Origin of the sequence: Salinisphaera sp. SWV1 (genome assembly GCF_052044155.1) — a bacterium.
Classification (GTDB): Bacteria; Pseudomonadota; Gammaproteobacteria; order Nevskiales; family Salinisphaeraceae; genus Salinisphaera.
This window is the reverse complement of record NZ_JBQDYE010000021.1, coordinates 1-17,101: the sequence shown is the minus strand read 5'-3', so window position 1 is coordinate 17,101 and position 17,101 is coordinate 1. Positions and strand designations below refer to the sequence as shown.

The following is a 17,101-nucleotide window of genomic DNA, read 5'->3' as shown; positions in this document are numbered from 1 at the left end:
GGTGGGTCGTTTGGGGCGCTGGTGCGATCATGGCGCGAACAACTGTATGCGCTTTGTTCACAAGCGAATCATTCGGGTTACGCGCTTCGTTCGACGCCGTCGCCGGTTAGCGCGTCGAATCCGCTAGGTCGCGAAAGTACAACCGCATCGGCGTGAATCGGTGTTGATCTGCGGACATGTTCTTCGGCGAACGAAGCCCGAAAGCATGAAGGTGCCCGGCGCGAAGTCGTGCGCAATCGCGACAGGCCCGAGCGATGCTCCCCGGAAATCGTGGTGGAGAGCGGCGCATAAAACACGACGGGCGTTGCAGTTCCGGGGTATCTGGGCGTTCCGATCGCCCGTCATGCCGGGCTTCGCGATGCCTTTGCAATAAACTCGCAACAAAAGGCTTGCGTCTGTCGGCGTCTATGCTAATCTGCGCCTCGCGTTGACCGATTGGACGGCCAGTCGGGCGGCTTTCAAAGCCTTTCGGAGAAAATTTCCGGCTTGCTTTGCAGTCCGCAACTTGTTATAGTTTCGCGCTCATCGGGTGCGGGGTGGAGCAGTCTGGCAGCTCGTCGGGCTCATAACCCGAAGGTCGCAGGTTCGAATCCTGCCCCCGCTACCACAACTGGTTATCGAAAAGCCCCCGATGCGGGGCTTTTTTGTTGGCGACTCATAATCGCCGAGTCTCAAGATTATGCCGCACCGCCTGCACAAGCTGCTCGAACCTGTCGTGACCGATATGGGCTACGAGTTGTGGCACCTGGAGTCGGTGGGCGCTGGCGCGAACGCGGTGGTGCGGCTGTATATCGATTCGCCCGACGGAATCGGCATTGAAGATTGCGAAGCGGTCAGCCATGAGGTGAGCGCGGCGCTGGACGTGGCCGACGGCGAGGGTGGCGCGAGTTACCAGCTCGAAGTGTCGTCGCCGGGTCTGGACCGGCCGCTCGCCAGCGCGGCGCATTTTCAACGCTTTGTCGGCGAGCGCGCGCGTGTGCAGATGTTTGCGCCGGTGTCGGGTCAGCGGAAGTTCAAGGGTCGAATTCACGCCGTGAAGGGTGAGGTGGTTGAGTTGGCGTGTGATGACGCCACATACGACCTGCCTTTGGGCGATATGGCCAAAGCGCGACTGGAGCCGGTATTCGACAACGACGAGTGAGGCGACGGATCGGGTCTGCAACGGTCCTTCCGGGCCGGCGTAAGCGAAACACTCAGGTGGTGTGATGAATAAAAATGTCCTTTTAGTCGCCGAAGCGGTATCGAACGAGAAAGGCGTCGATCGCGAGATCATCTTCGAGGCGATCGAGGCCGCGCTGGCGTCGGCGACCCGCAAGAAGCATGGCGGGGAGATCGCGGTGCGTGTCGAAGTCGACCGCAAGACCGGCGATTACAAGACGTTTCGTCGCTGGCAGGTGATCGATCCCGGTGCCGAGGGCGAGGACGGCGAGCCGGTGTTCATTGAAGCCCCGGATCGCGAGATCTCTCTCGAGACCGCGCGCGAAACGCATCCCGAAGTCGAGGTCGGCGATTTCATCGAGCAACCGATGGAATCGGTCGAGTTCGGCCGTATCGCGGCGCAGGCGGCCAAGCAGGTTATCGTACAGAAAGTGCGCGAGGCCGAGCGGGCCCAGATCGTGGACGCCTACAGGCACCGTGTCGGCGAGTTGATCACGGGGCTGGTCAAGCGCATGGAGCGCGGCGCCGTCATTCTCGACCTGGGCGGTAACGCCGAGGCGATCATTCCGCGTGATCAGATGATTCCGCGCGAGCCGATGCGCCCGGGCGACCGGGTCCGCGGTTATCTGTATGATGTCCGTCCTGAACAGCGTGGGCCGCAGCTGTTCGTGTCCCGCAGCAAGCCGGAGTTTCTCATCGAGTTGTTCAAGCTCGAGGTGCCGGAAGTCGGTCAGGGCCTGATCGAGCTGCGCGGGGCCTCGCGCGATCCGGGGTTGCGTGCCAAAATTGCGGTGCAGGCCAAGGATCGCCGGATCGATCCGGTCGGCGCCTGCGTCGGCATGCGCGGCTCACGGGTGCAAAGCGTGTCCAACGAGCTTGCCGGCGAACGCATTGATATCATCATGTGGAACGAGAATCCGGCACAATTCGTGATCAATGCCATGGCGCCGGCGGATGTCGAATCCATCGTTCTCGACGAGGATTCGGGTAGTATGGATCTGGCGGTGGCCGAGGATTCCCTGGCCAAGGCGATTGGCCGCGGCGGTCAGAATATTCGTCTGGCCTCCGAGCTGACGGGTTGGAAGCTCAACGTCATGACGCTCGAGGACGCGGACGCGAAGAGCGAGGCCGAAGGTGAACAGCTTCAGGTCATGTTTCGCGAACAACTCGATGTCGATGACGAGGTCGCGGTTATCCTCGTTCAGGAAGGTTTTACCTCGACTGAGGAAATCGCCTACGTGCCCGAGGCTGAATTGCTCGAGATCGAGGAATTCGACGAGGATATCGTCGAGGAGTTGCGCAGTCGCGCACGCGATTACCTGTTGTCCAAGGCGATCTCGAGCGCCGAAGGCGGCGACGCGGAATATGAGCCGGATCTGCTCGAAGTCGACGGTGTCGACGAACAGTTCGCGGGCCAGCTGGCGGCAGCCGGCGTGGGCTCGCGCGACGAGCTGGCCGAACTCGGCGCCGACGAGCTCATGGAGCTGGTCGAGATCGACGAGAAGGCCGCCGGCGAGCTGATCATGGCCGCCCGGGCGCACTGGTTTGCCGATGAGCAGGCCAGCGCAGAATAATTAGGGCGATCGAACGGAACGGATGGCCCCGCCGATAGCGCGTGGGCACCACGGAGTAAGTAAAATATGGCGCAAACGACAGTCAAACAGCTGGCATCGGAAGTCGGTATTCCGGTGGAGCGACTTGTCTCGCGCTTGGCCGAGGCGGGCGTATCCGCTTCCACGGCCGACGATCAGATCAGCGACGACGATAAACTCAAGCTGTTGCGTCACTTGCGCTCGGCGGACACAGGCCGCTCGGGCGGAAAGCTCGGTACCAAGCGGTCCGGCGTATCGTCGCGCCGGCGTTCAACGTCGGAGCTCAAGGTCAACACCGGGCGTGGTGGATCGTCGGGCCGTACGGTCAGTGTCGAGGTGCGCAAGCGGCGTACGTTCGCGAACCGCGGCCAGGAAGCCGCGGGCGACGACAAGCCCGAGAACGAGGCGAGCGCGCAGCCGGCGCAGAGCCAGGAGCTCGACCAGGCCGCCGAGCAGGCGCGCGTGGAGGCGGAGGCCGCCGAGCGCGCGCAGCGCGAGGAGCGTGAGCGCAAGGAGGCCGAGGACCGCGCCCGGCGCGAAGAGGAAGAGCGCCAGCGCGCTGAGGCCGAAGCCAAGCGCCAGGCCCAGATCCAGGCGCGAAAGGACGCCGAAGCCCAGGCCAGTCGCGAGGCCATGGAGCGTGAGCGTGCCCGTCTCGGGGTTCGGGTCGACGCCGCGCGCTCGCGTGCACAGGAAAACCTGCGGCGGGCCGCGGAAAGTCATGGCCGCACCGAAGAGGACGTGGCGCGCGAGCGCGAGCGGGCTCGCGGCGCCGAAAGCGGTGCTGGCGCGAGTGCCGCCAAGGCGGCGCCCGCTGGCGGCAACAAGCCGCGCAAGGAGCTGCATGTCGCCGAAGGCAAGCAGGGTCGGCGCAAGGACAAGAAGAAGCGAGGCGGCGGCCGGCGCCAGAAGAACGTCAACGTGGCCACCGAGCATACCTTTGAACGTCCGACAGCCCCGGTCGTGCGCGACATCGAGATCCCCGAAACCATCACCGTGGCCGATCTGGCGCAGAAGATGGCGGTCAAGGGCGGTGAAGTGCTCAAGCGCATGATGCGCCTTGGCGTGATGGCGACCATCAACCAGACGGTTGATCAGGAAACCGCCCATATCATCGTCGAGGAAATGGGCCACAACCCGAAACCCGTGCATTCGGAAACCGCCGAAGAGGCGCTGGCCGAGGAAGTGCGGGCCGAGGAAGAGCAGGTCGAGGGCGTGCCGCGGGCACCGGTGGTGACCATCATGGGCCACGTCGACCACGGCAAGACCTCGCTGCTGGACTACATTCGGCGCACCAAGGTGCAGGCGGGCGAGGCCGGTGGCATTACCCAGCATATCGGCGCCTACCATGTGCAGCACGACAAGGGCGCGATCACGTTCATCGACACCCCGGGCCACGCGGCGTTCACGCGCATGCGTGCACGCGGTGCCGAAATTACCGATATCGCGATTCTGATCGTCGCGGCTGATGACGGCGTCATGCCGCAGACCAGGGAATCGATCCAGCATGCGCGCGCCGCCGGCGTGCCCATCGTGGTCGCCGTGACCAAGATGGATGTCAGTGGCGCCGACATGGACAAGGTCAAGTCGGGCCTGTCGGCCGAGGGCATCATCCCCGAGGACTGGGGCGGCGACGTGCAGGTGGTGCCGGTTTCGTCCAAGACCGGCGAAGGCATCGACGACCTGCTGGACGCGGTGCTGTTGCAGGCCGAGGTTTCCGAGTTCAAGGCGCCGATCGATGTCGCCGCGCGCGGCGTGGTGATCGAATCCAGCCTGGAGAAGGGCCGTGGCCCGGTGGCGACCATTCTGGTCAAGGCCGGCAGGCTCAAGCGCGGCGACAGTATTCTCGCGGGGCCGCATTACGGTCGCGTCCGGGCGATGTTCAACGAGCTCGGCGAGCAGGTGAAGGAGGCCGGCCCGTCGATACCGGTGGAGGTGCTGGGTCTGTCGGGCACCCCGGAAGCCGGCGACGATGCCTTCGTGGTGGCGAACGAGAAGAAGGCGCGCGAAATCGCCGCCCAGCGCGAGGAGCATCAGCGCGAGTCGAAGCTGGCCCAGCAACAGGCGGCACGGCTCGAGGAGGTGTTCTCCGCGATCGGCGACGACGGTCCGACCGAAACCAAGGATCTCAACCTGCTCATCAAGGGCGACGTGCAGGGCAGCGTGGAAGCGCTGGTCGAATCGCTGCGCAAGATCCCGAGCGAAGAGGTCAAGATCCGGATCATTTCGAGTGGTGTCGGCGGTATCAGCGAATCCGACGTCGAACTCGCGCTGGCCTCACAGGCGATCATCATCGGTTTCAACGTGCGTGCCGATAACAAGGCGCGCAAGACGATCGCGGAAGCCGGCGTGGATGTGCGCTACTACAGCGTGATCTACGAGGCGATCCAGGACGTCACCGATGCGGTCAGCGGTCTGCTGGGCACCGAGCTGCGCGAAGAGATCATCGGCCTGGCCGAGGTACGCGACGTGTTCCGCTCCTCCAAGCTCGGCGCGATCGCCGGTTGTGTGGTCGCCGACGGTGCGGTGGTGCGGGGTCAGCCGATCCGCGTGCTGCGCGACAACGTGGTGATCTACGAGGGCGAACTGGAATCGCTGCGGCGCCACAAGGACGCGGTGGATCGTGTGCCCGCCGGCACCGAATGCGGTATCGGCGTGAAGAACTACAACGACATCAAGCCGGGCGATCAGATCGAGGTGTATGAGCGCACTGAGGTTCAGCGCAAGGTCGCCGACACCGAGACGGCCTGAGCCGGCGATGGGACGCGAATTCTCACGTCATCAGCGGGTCGGTGAGGAGCTCAAGCGCGAGCTCGGGGTCCTGATCGCCACACAGGTCAAGGATCCCCGGGTGACGTTCGTCACGATCACGGACGTCGAGGTTTCTCCGGATCTGAAATATGCGAAGGTGTTTGTCAGCAACTTCGACGTGACCGCGCCCGCCGAGAAATCGGTGGAGGCGATCGCGGGGCTGCGGGCCGCCCGGGGTTTTCTCAAAAAGCATCTCGGCCAGCGCCTGCGGTTGCGGGTGATGCCGGATCTGCGCTTCATCGAGGATGCAACCGAGCGGGAAGCGCAGCGTCTGGACCAGATCATATCCGGCGCGGTGCGCGAAGACCGCGACAACGCCGAGTCCACCGCCCGCGAGGACGACACGGCGGGCCCGGATCGTGGCGCGTCGTAACAAGGGCCGCGACATCGACGGTGTGATTCTTCTGGACAAGCCGCTCGGCGTGTCCTCGAATCATGCGCTGCAGCGGGTGCGGCGGGCGTTCGATGCCCGCAAGGCCGGCCATACCGGCAGTCTCGATCCGCTGGCGACCGGTCTGTTGCCCGTGTGTCTTGGCGAGGCGACCAAACTGTCCGCTTATCTGCTGGCGGCCGACAAGCATTACCGGGTGACTGCGCGTATCGGTCGGGAAACCACGACCGGCGATGCCGAAGGCGAGTGGTCGCAAAGCAGCGACGTGGCCACGCCCACGGGCGATGCGCTGGCGTCGATACTGGCCGGGTTCGTCGGCGTCCAGACGCAGGTTCCGCCCATGTATTCGGCGCTGAAAGTCGACGGCAAACCGCTCTACGAATACGCACGCGAAGGCCGTACGATCGAGCGCGAGCCGCGAACGATTACCGTGCACGCGCTCGACCTGGTTACGGCCGGTGCGGACAGCCTGACGCTCGACGTGGCGGTAAGCAGCGGTACCTATGTGCGCACGCTGGTCGAGGATATCGCGCGCGCCTGGGGCGGTTGCGCGCATGTCGCCTCGTTGCGTCGCACTCGGGTCGGGTCGCTGGGCGCCGACGAGCCGATGATCGAACTCGCGTCGATCGAGGCGGCGGCTCGCGACGAGCCCGAACGCCTGCATGCCTGGCTGCGGCCGGTTTCGGCCCTGATTGGCGACTGGCCGGCGGCATCGGTCGATGCCGCGCAGGCTGACGCGATCCTGCATGGTCGAACGGTATACGGCGACTGGCCGGCGCGCGACGGGCTGTTGCGTGTGGTGTCGCCGGCGGGGCACCTCCTGGGCCTGGGCTATTGCCCGGGCGATGGCGCGCTTCGCCCGAAGCGGTTGTTCGCGCGCCCGCAACCATGAAAACGGCGAAACGCGCGGAAAATCGCCTTTTTAGCGGTTGTAAGCGCGCGCTTTCGCCGCTAGAATACGTCCTCCACCGAACCCGGCGGTCCCATCAGGCAACTGGCCAACGCACGGGCTTTTCCCAAAGGGTGAGCTGAACGTCGACTCGGCCCCGATTTGGAAAAAGCCAGACTGCAGCACGATCCAGTTGCGCGGGCTCGCCAAGACAACTCCAGGAGTGATTATGGCTCTGTCGACGCAAGAAAAAGCCGACGTTATCGAGAAATACGGCCGCGCAAGCAGCGATACCGGCTCGCCCGAAGTGCAGATCGCGCTGCTGACCACCCGTATCAGCCAGCTCGGCGCGCATTTCGACCAGCACAAGGCGGATCATCATTCGCGGCGCGGCCTGCTCAAGATGGTCAACCGTCGCCGCAAGCTGCTCGATTACGTGAAGCGTCATGACGCCAACCGCTACAAGACGATCATTCAGGATCTTGGTCTGCGTCGCTAAGCGCGCGATCATTTTCGCTTGATCGCCAAAGCGCCCCTCGGGATGCCCGAGCCGGGCGCTTTTTTGTTTCAGAAAGCAAGAAGCCAGGAAGAAATACGTGAGTAAAGTAGAAGTCACCAGCCGGCAAACGTTCCAGTACGGCGAGCACGACGTCACGCTGGAAACCGGTGAAATCGCGCGCCAGGCGGATGGCGCGGTCAAGGTCAGCATGGGCGACACCGTGGTGCTCGTCACCGCGGTCGGGAAAAAGGAAGCCAAGCCCGATGCGAATTTCTTTCCGTTGACCGTCAATTACCAGGAGCGCACCTATGCCGGCGGCAAGATCCCCGGCGGATTCTTCAAGCGCGAAGGCCGCCCGGGCGAGAAGGAAACGCTGACCTGCCGTCTGATCGATCGCCCGATCCGGCCGCTGTTTCCCAAGGGTTTCCATAATGAAGTCCAGATCATTGCCACGGTGATGTCGGTCGATCCCGAGATCGATCCCGATATTCCTGCCATGATCGGTGCCTCGGCCGCGCTGGCGCTGTCGGGCATGCCGTTCGACGGCCCCATCGGCGGGGCGCGCGTGGGTTATGCCCATGGCGAGTACGTGCTCAATCCGAGCGCGACCCAGGCCAAGGAAAGCGACCTCAACCTCGTCGTCGCCGGTACGTCCGACGCCGTGCTGATGGTGGAATCCGAAGCCAAGCAGCTGTCGGAACAGATCATGTTGGGGGCGGTGCTGTTCGGCCACGAACAGTTGCAGGCCGCGATCCAGGCGATCAGCGCGCTGGCGGCGGAAGCCGCCAAGCCCGCCTGGCACTGGCAGGCGGCCGAGAAGGACGAGTCGCTGGCCGAGGCGGTCGCGCGCATTGCCGGCGAGGACGTCACCGCTGCCTACCAGATCGCCGACAAGCAGGAGCGCCAGACACGCCTCGGCGAGATCAAGGACAAGGTTGTCGAGGAAGTGGCGGCGGCCGAAGGTGAGGCGGGCTACTCGCGTGAAGACGTGAAGGGCGCGCTCGGCGATCTCGAGAAGAAGACCGTGCGTTCGCGGATCCTCGAAGGCGAGCCGCGTATCGACGGGCGTGACACGCGCACCGTGCGCGAGCTGACCATTCGCACCGGCGTGCTGCCCCGGACCCACGGCTCGGCGTTGTTCACCCGCGGCGAAACTCAGGCCCTGGCGGTCGCCACGCTCGGCACGGGTCGTGATGCGCAGCTCATCGACGCGGTCGAAGGCAAGTATGAAGACCCGTTCATGCTGCACTACAACTTTCCCCCGTACTGCGTGGGCGAGACCGGCTTTATGGGCAGCCCCAAGCGGCGCGAGATCGGCCACGGCAAGCTGGCCAAGCGCGGGATCATGGGCGTGTTACCGGATCTCGAGAACGAGTTCCCCTACGTCATGCGCGTGGTCTCGGAAGTCACCGAATCCAATGGCTCGTCCTCCATGGCCTCGGTCTGTGGCACCAGCCTGGCGTTGATGGACGCGGGCGTGCCGATCAAGGCGCCGGTCGCCGGTGTGGCCATGGGCCTGATCAAGGAAGGCGACAAGTTCGCCGTGCTCACGGATATCCTGGGTGACGAGGATCACCTCGGCGACATGGACTTCAAGGTGGCCGGGTCCAAGAACGGCATCACCGCGCTGCAGATGGATATCAAGATCGGCGGCATCACGCGCGAGATCATGGAAGTCGCGCTGGACCAGGCCCGGGAAGGCCGTCTGCACATCCTGGACGTCATGTCCGAGGCGATCGACGCGCCGCGCAAGGAAGTCTCCGAGTGGGCGCCGCGCATCTTCACGATCAAGATCGATTCGGAGAAGATCCGCGACGTGATCGGCAAGGGCGGGGCGACCATCCGCTCGATCACCGAAGAGACCGGCGCGTCCATCGACATCGAGGATGACGGCACGATTCACGTTGCCGCGGTCGACAAATCGGCGGCGGATCTCGCGATCCAGCGTATCGAGGAGATCACCAAGGACATCGAGGCCGGCCAGATCTACGAAGGCAAGGTCGTTCGCATCGTCGACTTCGGCGCCTTCGTCAACCTGGCGCCGGGCCGCGACGGTCTGGTGCATATCTCGCAGATCGCGCCGCATCGTGTGGAGAACGTCACGGACGAGCTGTCCGAAGGCCAGATGGTCAAGGTCAAGGTGCTGGAAGTCGATCGTCAGGGCCGTGTCCGGCTTTCGATGAAGGAACTGGCCGAGCCCGAGGCAAGCGCCGAGGGCTGATCGTTCCGGTTGCTGATCTGGCGGCAACGCGAAAGGCGCCTCCCCTGGGGCGCCTTTTTCATGCGCGCTGATTATCCGCCTGGGCCGGCCCGACCCCGGCGACTGCGGCGCGCGCCGTGCCATGGGATCGTGACCATAAAAAAAGCCCCCTTGGGTAAGGGGGCTAAGTGCGAGAAAGGCCGTTAGGCCTTTCGGAGGAGATACGGTGGTCGCCTTTGCGACCGTGGCCTAAGTATAGTACGACTTTCGTATAAATCAAGCGTCGTCGCCAGAAATTTTCCCGGCCCATTCAATCGGATGGCCGGTTACGCCCGGTGCCGGTCGGCCCGCCCTCTTCGGGGGGGCGTTCGGTTGCCCGCTCTTTCGCCGCTGACGAGTCACGGCGCGCCATGTTGGCGAGAAACTCGCGGCGTACACTGCGCCATAGGGGCAGCTGGTCCTGCGACAACTCGCGCAGGGCTGCGAGCGGGTTGTTGGCCCCCAGCAGACGGCGCAATCGGTCCCGGAACTGCGACTGCTGCTCGTTGAAGAATTCGAGCGACAGCTCGAGATACGAACTCATGGTGCTCTGCATCGAGTCGCCATAGAAGCGAATGATGTTGCGTAACACCTCGGTCCGAAAGATCGGATTGCCGCCTTCTTCCTGCTCGCTGATCACCTGCAGCAGGATGCTGCGGGTGATGTCGTGCCCGCTGCGCTTGTCCACGACCTTGAAGTCTTCGTTGGCGATGACGAGCTGGCGAATGTTCTCGAGCGTGATGTAGCGGCTGACTTCGGTGTCATACAGCCGTCGATTCGGATATTTGTTGATGATCCGCTGGGAGGACATCGGCGTCTCGATTACGACAGGTCGCGGGCGATGTCGTCAGTGTGCCAGACACGGGCAGCCCGACCCGGCCCCGTTGGGGGCCGGTCCCGTGCAACAAGCGCCCGCGGTCGCCTGCAGCGGCCGCTAGCGCCCGAGCTGACGCTCGCGGATCTCGTCGAGGCTTTTGCAGTCGACGCAGAGCGTGGCCGTCGGGCGGGCTTCCAGGCGCCGGATGCCGATCTCGGTGCCGCAGGTTTCGCAGAAACCGTATTCGTCCCGGTCGACCCGGGCGATGCCCTGGTCGATCTTGCGAATCAGCTTGCGCTCACGGTCCCGCGTTCGCAGTTCGAGGCTGAACTCCGACTCCTGGCTCGCGCGGTCGGTTGGGTCGGGGAAATTGGCCGCCTCATCCTTCATGTGATGCATGGTGCGATCGACTTCCTCCATCAGCTCTTTTTTCCACTGAACGAGGATATCGCGGAAGTGTTCGCGCTGCGCTTCATTCATATACTCCTCGTCCTCGGAAGGGACGTAGGGCGTAAACTCTTGAGGCGCGTCGAGTTTTGAGGTGTTTTCCGTAGTCGCCATTGTGTTCTCGGGTCGACAAACAGCGCGTACCTTTAGCAAAAATGATGCCGGTGTGCAATCAAATACCGCTATGGGCATGCATTCGGCCGGACGAATGGCGCCGTCGTGCGCAGCCGCGTGGCCGCCGCACGTCGGCGCTCGGCGCGCATGCGTCAGCCCCGGGCGCGGGTCGGCCGGTCCGCGGGCGTTGGGTCGCCGGTTTCGATATAGAGCAGCGTGGCGCCGATGACCGCAGCCGGCACGACCACCAGATTGGCCAGGGGAATCGCGGTCGCCAGTGTCACCACGCCCCCGAACCCGAGGTGGCGCCAGCCGTGCGCGTACAGGTGCTGCATCTTGTCGTCGAATGCCATGCCGCGATTCGCCATGGCCGGGTCGAGATACTCGAATGCCAGCATGAAGGCGCCGAACACGAACCAGAGCGGCGCGATCGCGAGGTTGGCCACCGGAATGAACAACAGCACCAGGCTCACCAAGCCCAGCAGCGCCGCGCGTGTGGCGTAATAGCGCAGGCGTCGCAATTCGCCGACCAGGCCGTCCCACATCTCGCCGGCGATGCTCAGGCCGCTGTTCGGTTCGTTTCCGGTCCGCAGTTGTTCCACGCGTGCCGAGAGCATGCCGTTGAACGGACTGGCGATGAGGTTGGCGAGCAGTGTGAACAGGTAACAGAAGGCCAGGGTGAACAGCGCCATCGCGAGCCACCAGAGCACGTCCCCGAGCCAGGCCAGCCAGTGCGGCAGGCCGGCCAGCCAGTACGTGAGCCAGTCGTCGATCTGCCAGCCGAACAGGCTGACCAGGGCAACGATCAGGGCGATGTTCACGACGATGGGCCCCACCACATAGCGGCGCAGTCCCGGCGCGCGCAACAGGTTGAAACCGCGCGCCAGATAGCTGGGGCCGATGACCAGTTCGCGGACGGGATTCATCTATCGTTCGCCTGCACGCTCTAGAATAACGTCGTTATTGTAGCCCTTGCGGCGTGGTTCAAATGCCGTATCGGCTGCCCGACGATGTTTCAGACAGCGAGTTACGACATGATCTCACCATCGTTGCTTCGCGCCGCCGCCGTGGCGCTGCTCATCCCGGTGTTGGGGCTGACGGCCTGTTCCAGGAGCAAGCAGGATCAGGCGGACAATGCCCGGGCGCAGTTACAGCAGGCCAACCAGAACCTCGAACAGGCACAGAAAAACCTGGCACAGGCGCAACAGCAGGCAGCCGATGCCAGGGCGTCGGCCAAGAAGAAAGAGGCACAGAAAAAACTCGCCGAGGCCAAACAGGATCGAGCGCGCGCCAGGCAGAAACACAGCGAGGCCAAACAGGCATCTGAGCACAAGACCGCGCAGGCCCGCAGCCATTCCAAGCCGGTATGCAGCGACTGCGGCACGATCAGTTCAATTACACCGATCCAGCGCAATGCGCAGCATGGTAGCGGTGTCGGCGCGGTGGCCGGTGGCGTTGCGGGCGGGGCCATCGGAAGCCAGATCGGCCACGGTGCGGGCAAGACCATTGCCGAGATCGCCGGCGCGCTAGGCGGCGCCTATGCCGGCAACGCCGCCGAGAAGCATATCCGCAAGATCACGGTGTATCGGGTCGACGTCGCCATGGATACTGGTGGCGCCCGCAGCGTGACGCTGGATTCGGTCAACGGCCTCAGCGCCGGCACGCGTGTGCGCGTCGACGGCAACAACCTGGCGCCCTTGCGATAGCGATGCGGTCCGCCGCGACCGTTGTGTTCGGCGCCCGACGCCGGCGTTACGCGAGATCGACCCGCGGCGCCGGTTGCCACCCCTCGGCCCGATGTTCGGCGATCACCGTGGTATCGATGCCGCCACGGACCCAGAACTCGGCGGTCAGACGCATGAAGCGCGGGGCGGTGGCGGCGACGAGGTCCGACAGAATCCGATTGGTTACGGCCTCGTGGAATGCGCCCTCGTCGCGATACGACCAGATATAGAGCTTGAGCGACTTCAGTTCCACGCAGGCCGCCTCCGGCACGTATTCGAGATGGAGCGTGGCGAAGTCGGGCTGGCCGGTCACGGGGCACAGGCAGGTGAACTCCGGAATCCGCATGCGGATCGTGTAATCGCGCTCGGGCTTCGGGTTGTCGAAGGTTTCCAGTGAACGGCTCGGGGAACTAGGCATGGTGCGATGGCATCGTGTCGGATCAACGCGGCGCTAGGTTACACTAGCCGGCTTTGCATGCGTAGCGGCGGGCAGCCGTGTCAGGGGCGACAATGCGCGAAATCCAGGGCATCACGATCGGCGCGACGGGCTGAACACCGCATGCGTCTGACCCAGATCAAGCTCGCCGGTTTCAAGTCGTTCGTCGATCCGACGACGCTTTCGCTGGCCTCGAATCTGACCAGCGTCGTCGGGCCCAACGGTTGCGGCAAGTCGAACGTGATTGACGCCGTACGCTGGGTGACGGGTGAGTCGAGCGCGCGGCAACTGCGGGGCGAGGCGCTGGAAGATGTCATCTTCAATGGCTCGCATGCCCGCAAGCCGGTGGGTCGGGCATCGGTCGAGCTGCGGTTCGACAACAGCGAAGGCAAGCTCGGCGGGCAGTACGGTGCCTTTGGTGAAATATCCATCCGGCGCGAACTGAGCCGCGACGGCGGCTCCAAGTACTTCATCAACAACACGCGGGCGCGTCGGCGCGACGTGGTGGATCTGTTTCTCGGCACCGGCCTGGGTGGCCGCAGCAACTACGCCGTGATCGAGCAGGGCGCGGTCAACCGTCTGATCGAGGCCAGGCCGGAGGACATGCGCCAGGTGCTCGAAGAGGCGGCCGGCATCTCCAGATACAAGGAGCGTCGCCGCGAGACCGAGAACCGTATTCGGCATACGCGCGAGAACCTGGAACGATTGGACGATCTCATCTCCGAGGTGAGCCAGCGCCTGGGCACGCTCAAGCGCCAGGCTGCCAACGCCGAGAAGTACAAGAGCTACAAGGCGGACGAGCGCCGGTTGCGGGCGGAATTGCTGACCCTGCGCTGGCAGGCGCGCGCCGGCGAAGTCGAGGCTGCCGAGGCCACGCTGCGCGCGGCCGAGGATCGACTGCGCGAGGCGATCTCGGCACGCCGCCGGGCCGAAAGCGCGCGCGAGGCGGCCAACAAGGCGCAGCAGCAGGCAATGACCGAAGTACAGAACCGCCAGGCCGCGTTCTACGACGCCCAGGCGAATGTGGGGCGGATCGAACAGGCGCTCGATCATGCGCGCGAAGTCGCGCAGATGCGCCAGCGCGAGCGCCAGGCGCTGGCCGATCGGCGCGATGCCCTGGCGCAACGGCGCGAGGCCGATCACGAGGCCGACCGGACGCTGGCGGCCGAACAGCAGACCCGCCAGGCCGAGCGCGATGCCGCGGCGGCCGACCTGGAGGCGGCGCGCGAGCGCCTGGCGGCGGCCGAGGAAGAGGCCACGCAGGCCGAGACCGCCTGGGATGCGTTCAACGCCGGCGAGCACAACCCGATGCAGCAACTCGACGCCGAGCGCACGCGCGCACGCTATGCGGCCCAACAACGCGACGCGCTGGCCGAGCGCGACGCCGCACGGCGCGGCGAGCGCGACCGCCTGCCGACGATCGATGAGTCGGCGCTCGCGGCGAGCGAACAGGACGTCGCGGCCCGCACGCAACAGCTCGAGGCCGATCGTGAGCAGGCCGCGGCCACGGCCGAAGCCATCGACGCGTTACGCGCCGAAATAGCCGAGCTGGAACAGCAACTGACGACGCAGCGCACCGCGCTCGGCGAGCGCCAGGCCGAGCTGGCCTCGGAGCGCAAGATGCAGCAGGCCGTACTGCGCGAAGACGACGAAGCGATCAATGCCTGGCTGGCGGCCTGCGGCCATGGCCAGGCCCAGGGCGTAGCGCGCCGCGTCCGAGTGCGTGACGACTGGCGGGCCGCGGCCGAAGCCGCGCTGGGCGCGCTGCTGCGAGGCTTCACGGTGGAAAGCCTGGCCAGTTCGGCCAGCGCACCGGCGTGGCCCAACGAGCCCGTCACCCTGATCGAATCCGATCGCGAGCCGGCAGTCGCGATGCCCGAGCCGCCGGCCGGTCTGGTCGCGCTGGCCGAGGGCATCGAAGGGCCGGCCGCGATCCGGGCGGCGGCCGCCCATGTTTTCGTGGCCCCGGACCTGTCCCGGGCGCTGGCGGCGCGCGAGCAACTGCGCCCGAATCAGCTGCTGGTCACCCCGGATGGCTGCCGGATCGGTGCCACCAGTCTCACCACGCCGGCCCCGGAATCGGCCGAGCGCGGCGTGTTCGAGCGCGAGCAACGGATCGCCGCGCTCGACGACGAAGTGCGCGATCTCGGCGCGCGCCGTTCCGCCAGCGAGGCCGCACTGGCGGAACGACGCGAGCAGCTCGAGACCCGTCGCGCCCGGGCCAACGAACTGGATGAACGGGTCGGCCAGAGCCAGCGCGCGCTGGAAACGCGGCGCGCCGAGCTGGAAGGCGAGCGCCTGCGGGTCGAGCAGACGCGCCGCCGCGATGCCGAGATCGAAGCGGAGCTGGCCGAGCTGGCCAGCCAGCATGCCGAGGCCGGCGCGCAGGCCGACGCCGCCGCGGCCCGGGTGGCCGAGCTGGAGACCGAGGCCGAGCGTTTCGCCGCCGCCCGCCAGCAGGCGCGCGATACGCTGGCGGCGACGCGTAACGCACGGGACAAGGCGCGCAGCGAGGCGGCCGCCGCCGAGCGTCGTCTGGGCGAACTCGACAGCGCCCGGTCGCAGCTGGCAAGCCGGCGGGAGAACCTGGCCTCGCGATTGGCGGATACCCAAACCGCCCTGGACGATGTCAATGGCCAGCTGGAACGTTTCGATGCCAGTGGCCCCGGCGAACAGGCGGCCAGCGAATACAGCGCCGACGATTTGCATGCAGCACGTGAAATCCAGGCGCGCGCCGAGCGCGAACTGCGTGCGGCACGCGAGTCGTTGACCGCGCGTGAAAACGAGTTGGAACAGAGCGCGCAGGCGGCGATGAACGCCGAGCAGGTCGCCGAGCGTGCGCGCGACGGCCTGCAACAGGCCAAGGTCGACGTCGAAACGGCGGGCGTGCGGCGCCAGGGCGTGGTGGAACAGTTGTCGGAACTGGGCGAGGCGCCGGCCGATATCGCCCGGACGCTGCCCGAGGACGCGACCGTCGACGCCTGGAATGAAGCGATCGAAGCCATCGAACGCCGGATCGCCCGGCTCGGCGCCATCAATCTGGCGGCGATCGAGGAATACGACGAAGTCGCCGCGCGCGAGCAATACCTCGGCGAACAGCACGCGGACCTGTCCGAGGCGTTGTCGACCCTGGAGCAGGCGATCGCCAGGATCGACCGCGAGACGCGCCAGCGCTTCAAGTCCACCTACGATCAGGTCAACAGCCGCTTCTCGGAGATGTTTCCGCAATTGTTCGGCGGCGGCGAGGCCGCGCTCGAACTGACCGACGAGGATTGGCTGACCACCGGCGTGCGCGTGATGGCGCGGCCGCCCGGCAAGCGCAACGCCTCGATCCAGATGTTGTCCGGCGGCGAGAAGGCGCTGACCGCGGTGGCGCTCCTGTTCGCACTGTTCGAGCTCAATCCGGCGCCATTCTGTATGCTCGACGAGATCGACGCGCCGCTCGACGATGCCAACGTCTCGCGTTTTTGTGAACTGGTGCGCAAGATGTCCGCACAGGTGCAGTTCATCGTCATCACGCATAATAAACTGACCATGGAATTGGCCGAACAACTCCACGGCGTGACCATGGCCGAGCCCGGCGTATCCCGGCTGGTCAGCGTCGACATCGATCAGGCGTTGGATCTCGCCGGCTAGCGTCCGCGCCGCCCACGGTCCCTCATCCACTTTCGCTCTCGTCGCCTATGTCTATCGTGCAGTGGCTTGTTCTGATTCTCGTTGTCGTCGTCGTTGCCGGCGTCTACTGGTATATCCGTCGTCAGGGCGGGGGCGATCCCTGGCAGGGCATGGACGACCCCGCGGCCGGGGGCAGCGAGCGCGCACCGGGCGGCGGCGATTCGTATATCGTCGGCGTACGCACGATCAACAAGGAGACGCCGGCCGACCGCAAGGCGGCGGCCGAGGCCGCGCGCGCCCGCGAGACCGAACAGGCGGCCGATCACGAGGCCACGGGCCGTACGCGCGCGGTACGCCAGCCGACGGCGG

Annotated in this window: 13 protein-coding genes, 1 tRNA gene and 1 pseudogene; 11 read left to right on the top strand and 4 right to left on the bottom strand. The window is 65.4% G+C overall.

Annotated features, from left to right (window positions below; genetic code table 11):
* The first annotated feature begins 530 nt into the window (after positions 1–530).
* From ACS8YF_RS11320 to pnp, 8 genes are all read left to right on the top strand, one after another.
* Positions 531–607, top strand: a tRNA-Met gene (locus tag ACS8YF_RS11320).
* A 72-nt stretch (positions 608–679) separates the two neighbouring features.
* Positions 680–1,141: a ribosome maturation factor RimP gene (gene rimP, locus ACS8YF_RS11315; RefSeq protein WP_109994880.1), complete on the top strand. Its 462-nt coding sequence runs from the start codon at positions 680–682 to the stop codon at positions 1,139–1,141.
* A gap of 64 nt (positions 1,142–1,205) precedes the next feature.
* A complete protein-coding gene (nusA, locus tag ACS8YF_RS11310; protein WP_440850327.1) occupies positions 1,206–2,732 on the top strand; it encodes a transcription termination factor NusA in 1,527 nt (508 codons plus the stop codon).
* 66 nt (positions 2,733–2,798) lie between these two features.
* Entirely contained in the window at positions 2,799–5,501 is a 2,703-nt protein-coding gene (infB, locus tag ACS8YF_RS11305) for a translation initiation factor IF-2 (protein WP_440850326.1), read from the top strand.
* Between the two features lie 7 nt (positions 5,502–5,508).
* The gene (rbfA, locus tag ACS8YF_RS11300) at positions 5,509–5,934 is read left to right on the top strand and encodes a 30S ribosome-binding factor RbfA (protein ID WP_440850325.1); all 426 of its coding nucleotides are present in this window, start codon (positions 5,509–5,511) and stop codon (positions 5,932–5,934) included.
* The gene (truB, locus tag ACS8YF_RS11295) at positions 5,921–6,844 is read left to right on the top strand and encodes a tRNA pseudouridine(55) synthase TruB (protein WP_440850324.1); all 924 of its coding nucleotides are present in this window, start codon (positions 5,921–5,923) and stop codon (positions 6,842–6,844) included. Before rbfA ends, truB begins: the two co-directional genes overlap by 14 nt.
* Positions 6,845–7,070: 226 nt before the next feature.
* Entirely contained in the window at positions 7,071–7,340 is a 270-nt protein-coding gene (gene rpsO, locus ACS8YF_RS11290) for a 30S ribosomal protein S15 (RefSeq protein WP_440850323.1), read from the top strand.
* A gap of 97 nt (positions 7,341–7,437) precedes the next feature.
* The gene (gene pnp / locus ACS8YF_RS11285; RefSeq protein WP_440850322.1) at positions 7,438–9,561 is read left to right on the top strand and encodes a polyribonucleotide nucleotidyltransferase; all 2,124 of its coding nucleotides are present in this window, start codon (positions 7,438–7,440) and stop codon (positions 9,559–9,561) included.
* Positions 9,562–9,850: 289 nt separating this feature from the next.
* Here pnp and phaR read toward each other — a convergent pair whose 3' ends face one another.
* From phaR to cysZ, 3 genes are all read right to left on the bottom strand, one after another.
* On the bottom strand, positions 9,851–10,390 hold the full coding sequence (phaR, locus tag ACS8YF_RS11280; protein WP_440850321.1) for a polyhydroxyalkanoate synthesis repressor PhaR: 540 nt from the start codon (positions 10,388–10,390) through the stop codon (positions 9,851–9,853).
* Between the two features lie 123 nt (positions 10,391–10,513).
* The gene (gene dksA, locus ACS8YF_RS11275) at positions 10,514–10,957 is read right to left on the bottom strand and encodes an RNA polymerase-binding protein DksA (protein ID WP_440850320.1); all 444 of its coding nucleotides are present in this window, start codon (positions 10,955–10,957) and stop codon (positions 10,514–10,516) included.
* A gap of 152 nt (positions 10,958–11,109) precedes the next feature.
* Positions 11,110–11,883, bottom strand: coding sequence for a sulfate transporter CysZ (cysZ, locus tag ACS8YF_RS11270; RefSeq protein WP_440850319.1), 774 nt, complete (start codon positions 11,881–11,883; stop codon positions 11,110–11,112).
* Between the two features lie 108 nt (positions 11,884–11,991).
* On the opposite strand from cysZ, the gene ACS8YF_RS11265 reads away from it, so the two are divergent.
* Positions 11,992–12,663, top strand: coding sequence for a glycine zipper 2TM domain-containing protein (locus ACS8YF_RS11265; protein ID WP_440850318.1), 672 nt, complete (start codon positions 11,992–11,994; stop codon positions 12,661–12,663).
* Positions 12,664–12,709: 46 nt separating this feature from the next.
* Here the strand turns inward: ACS8YF_RS11265 and queF are convergent, their stop codons facing one another.
* Positions 12,710–13,099: a preQ(1) synthase gene (gene queF / locus ACS8YF_RS11260; RefSeq protein ID WP_440850317.1), complete on the bottom strand. Its 390-nt coding sequence runs from the start codon at positions 13,097–13,099 to the stop codon at positions 12,710–12,712.
* A 141-nt stretch (positions 13,100–13,240) separates the two neighbouring features.
* Between queF and smc the strand changes: the two genes are divergently transcribed.
* Both smc and ACS8YF_RS11250 read left to right on the top strand, forming a co-directional pair.
* The gene (smc, locus tag ACS8YF_RS11255; protein ID WP_440850316.1) at positions 13,241–16,753 is read left to right on the top strand and encodes a chromosome segregation protein SMC; all 3,513 of its coding nucleotides are present in this window, start codon (positions 13,241–13,243) and stop codon (positions 16,751–16,753) included.
* A 47-nt stretch (positions 16,754–16,800) separates the two neighbouring features.
* Positions 16,801–17,101, top strand: a pseudogene (locus tag ACS8YF_RS11250) (hypothetical protein); the annotation flags it as partial.

Bases quoted from the DNA above. Each gene is read 5' to 3' on its own strand.
- queF (WP_440850317.1), bottom strand. From the start codon at position 13,099: ATGCCTAGTTCCCCGAGCCGTTCACTGGAAACCTTCGACAACCCGAAG.
- rimP (WP_109994880.1), top strand. From the start codon at position 680: ATGCCGCACCGCCTGCACAAGCTGCTCGAACCTGTCGTGACCGATATG.
- smc (WP_440850316.1), top strand. From the start codon at position 13,241: ATGCGTCTGACCCAGATCAAGCTCGCCGGTTTCAAGTCGTTCGTCGAT.
- infB (WP_440850326.1), top strand. From the start codon at position 2,799: ATGGCGCAAACGACAGTCAAACAGCTGGCATCGGAAGTCGGTATTCCG.
- rpsO (WP_440850323.1), top strand. From the start codon at position 7,071: ATGGCTCTGTCGACGCAAGAAAAAGCCGACGTTATCGAGAAATACGGC.
- ACS8YF_RS11265 (WP_440850318.1), top strand. From the start codon at position 11,992: ATGATCTCACCATCGTTGCTTCGCGCCGCCGCCGTGGCGCTGCTCATC.
- rbfA (WP_440850325.1), top strand. From the start codon at position 5,509: ATGGGACGCGAATTCTCACGTCATCAGCGGGTCGGTGAGGAGCTCAAG.
- cysZ (WP_440850319.1), bottom strand. From the start codon at position 11,883: ATGAATCCCGTCCGCGAACTGGTCATCGGCCCCAGCTATCTGGCGCGC.
- nusA (WP_440850327.1), top strand. From the start codon at position 1,206: ATGAATAAAAATGTCCTTTTAGTCGCCGAAGCGGTATCGAACGAGAAA.
- dksA (WP_440850320.1), bottom strand. From the start codon at position 10,957: ATGGCGACTACGGAAAACACCTCAAAACTCGACGCGCCTCAAGAGTTT.
- phaR (WP_440850321.1), bottom strand. From the start codon at position 10,390: ATGTCCTCCCAGCGGATCATCAACAAATATCCGAATCGACGGCTGTAT.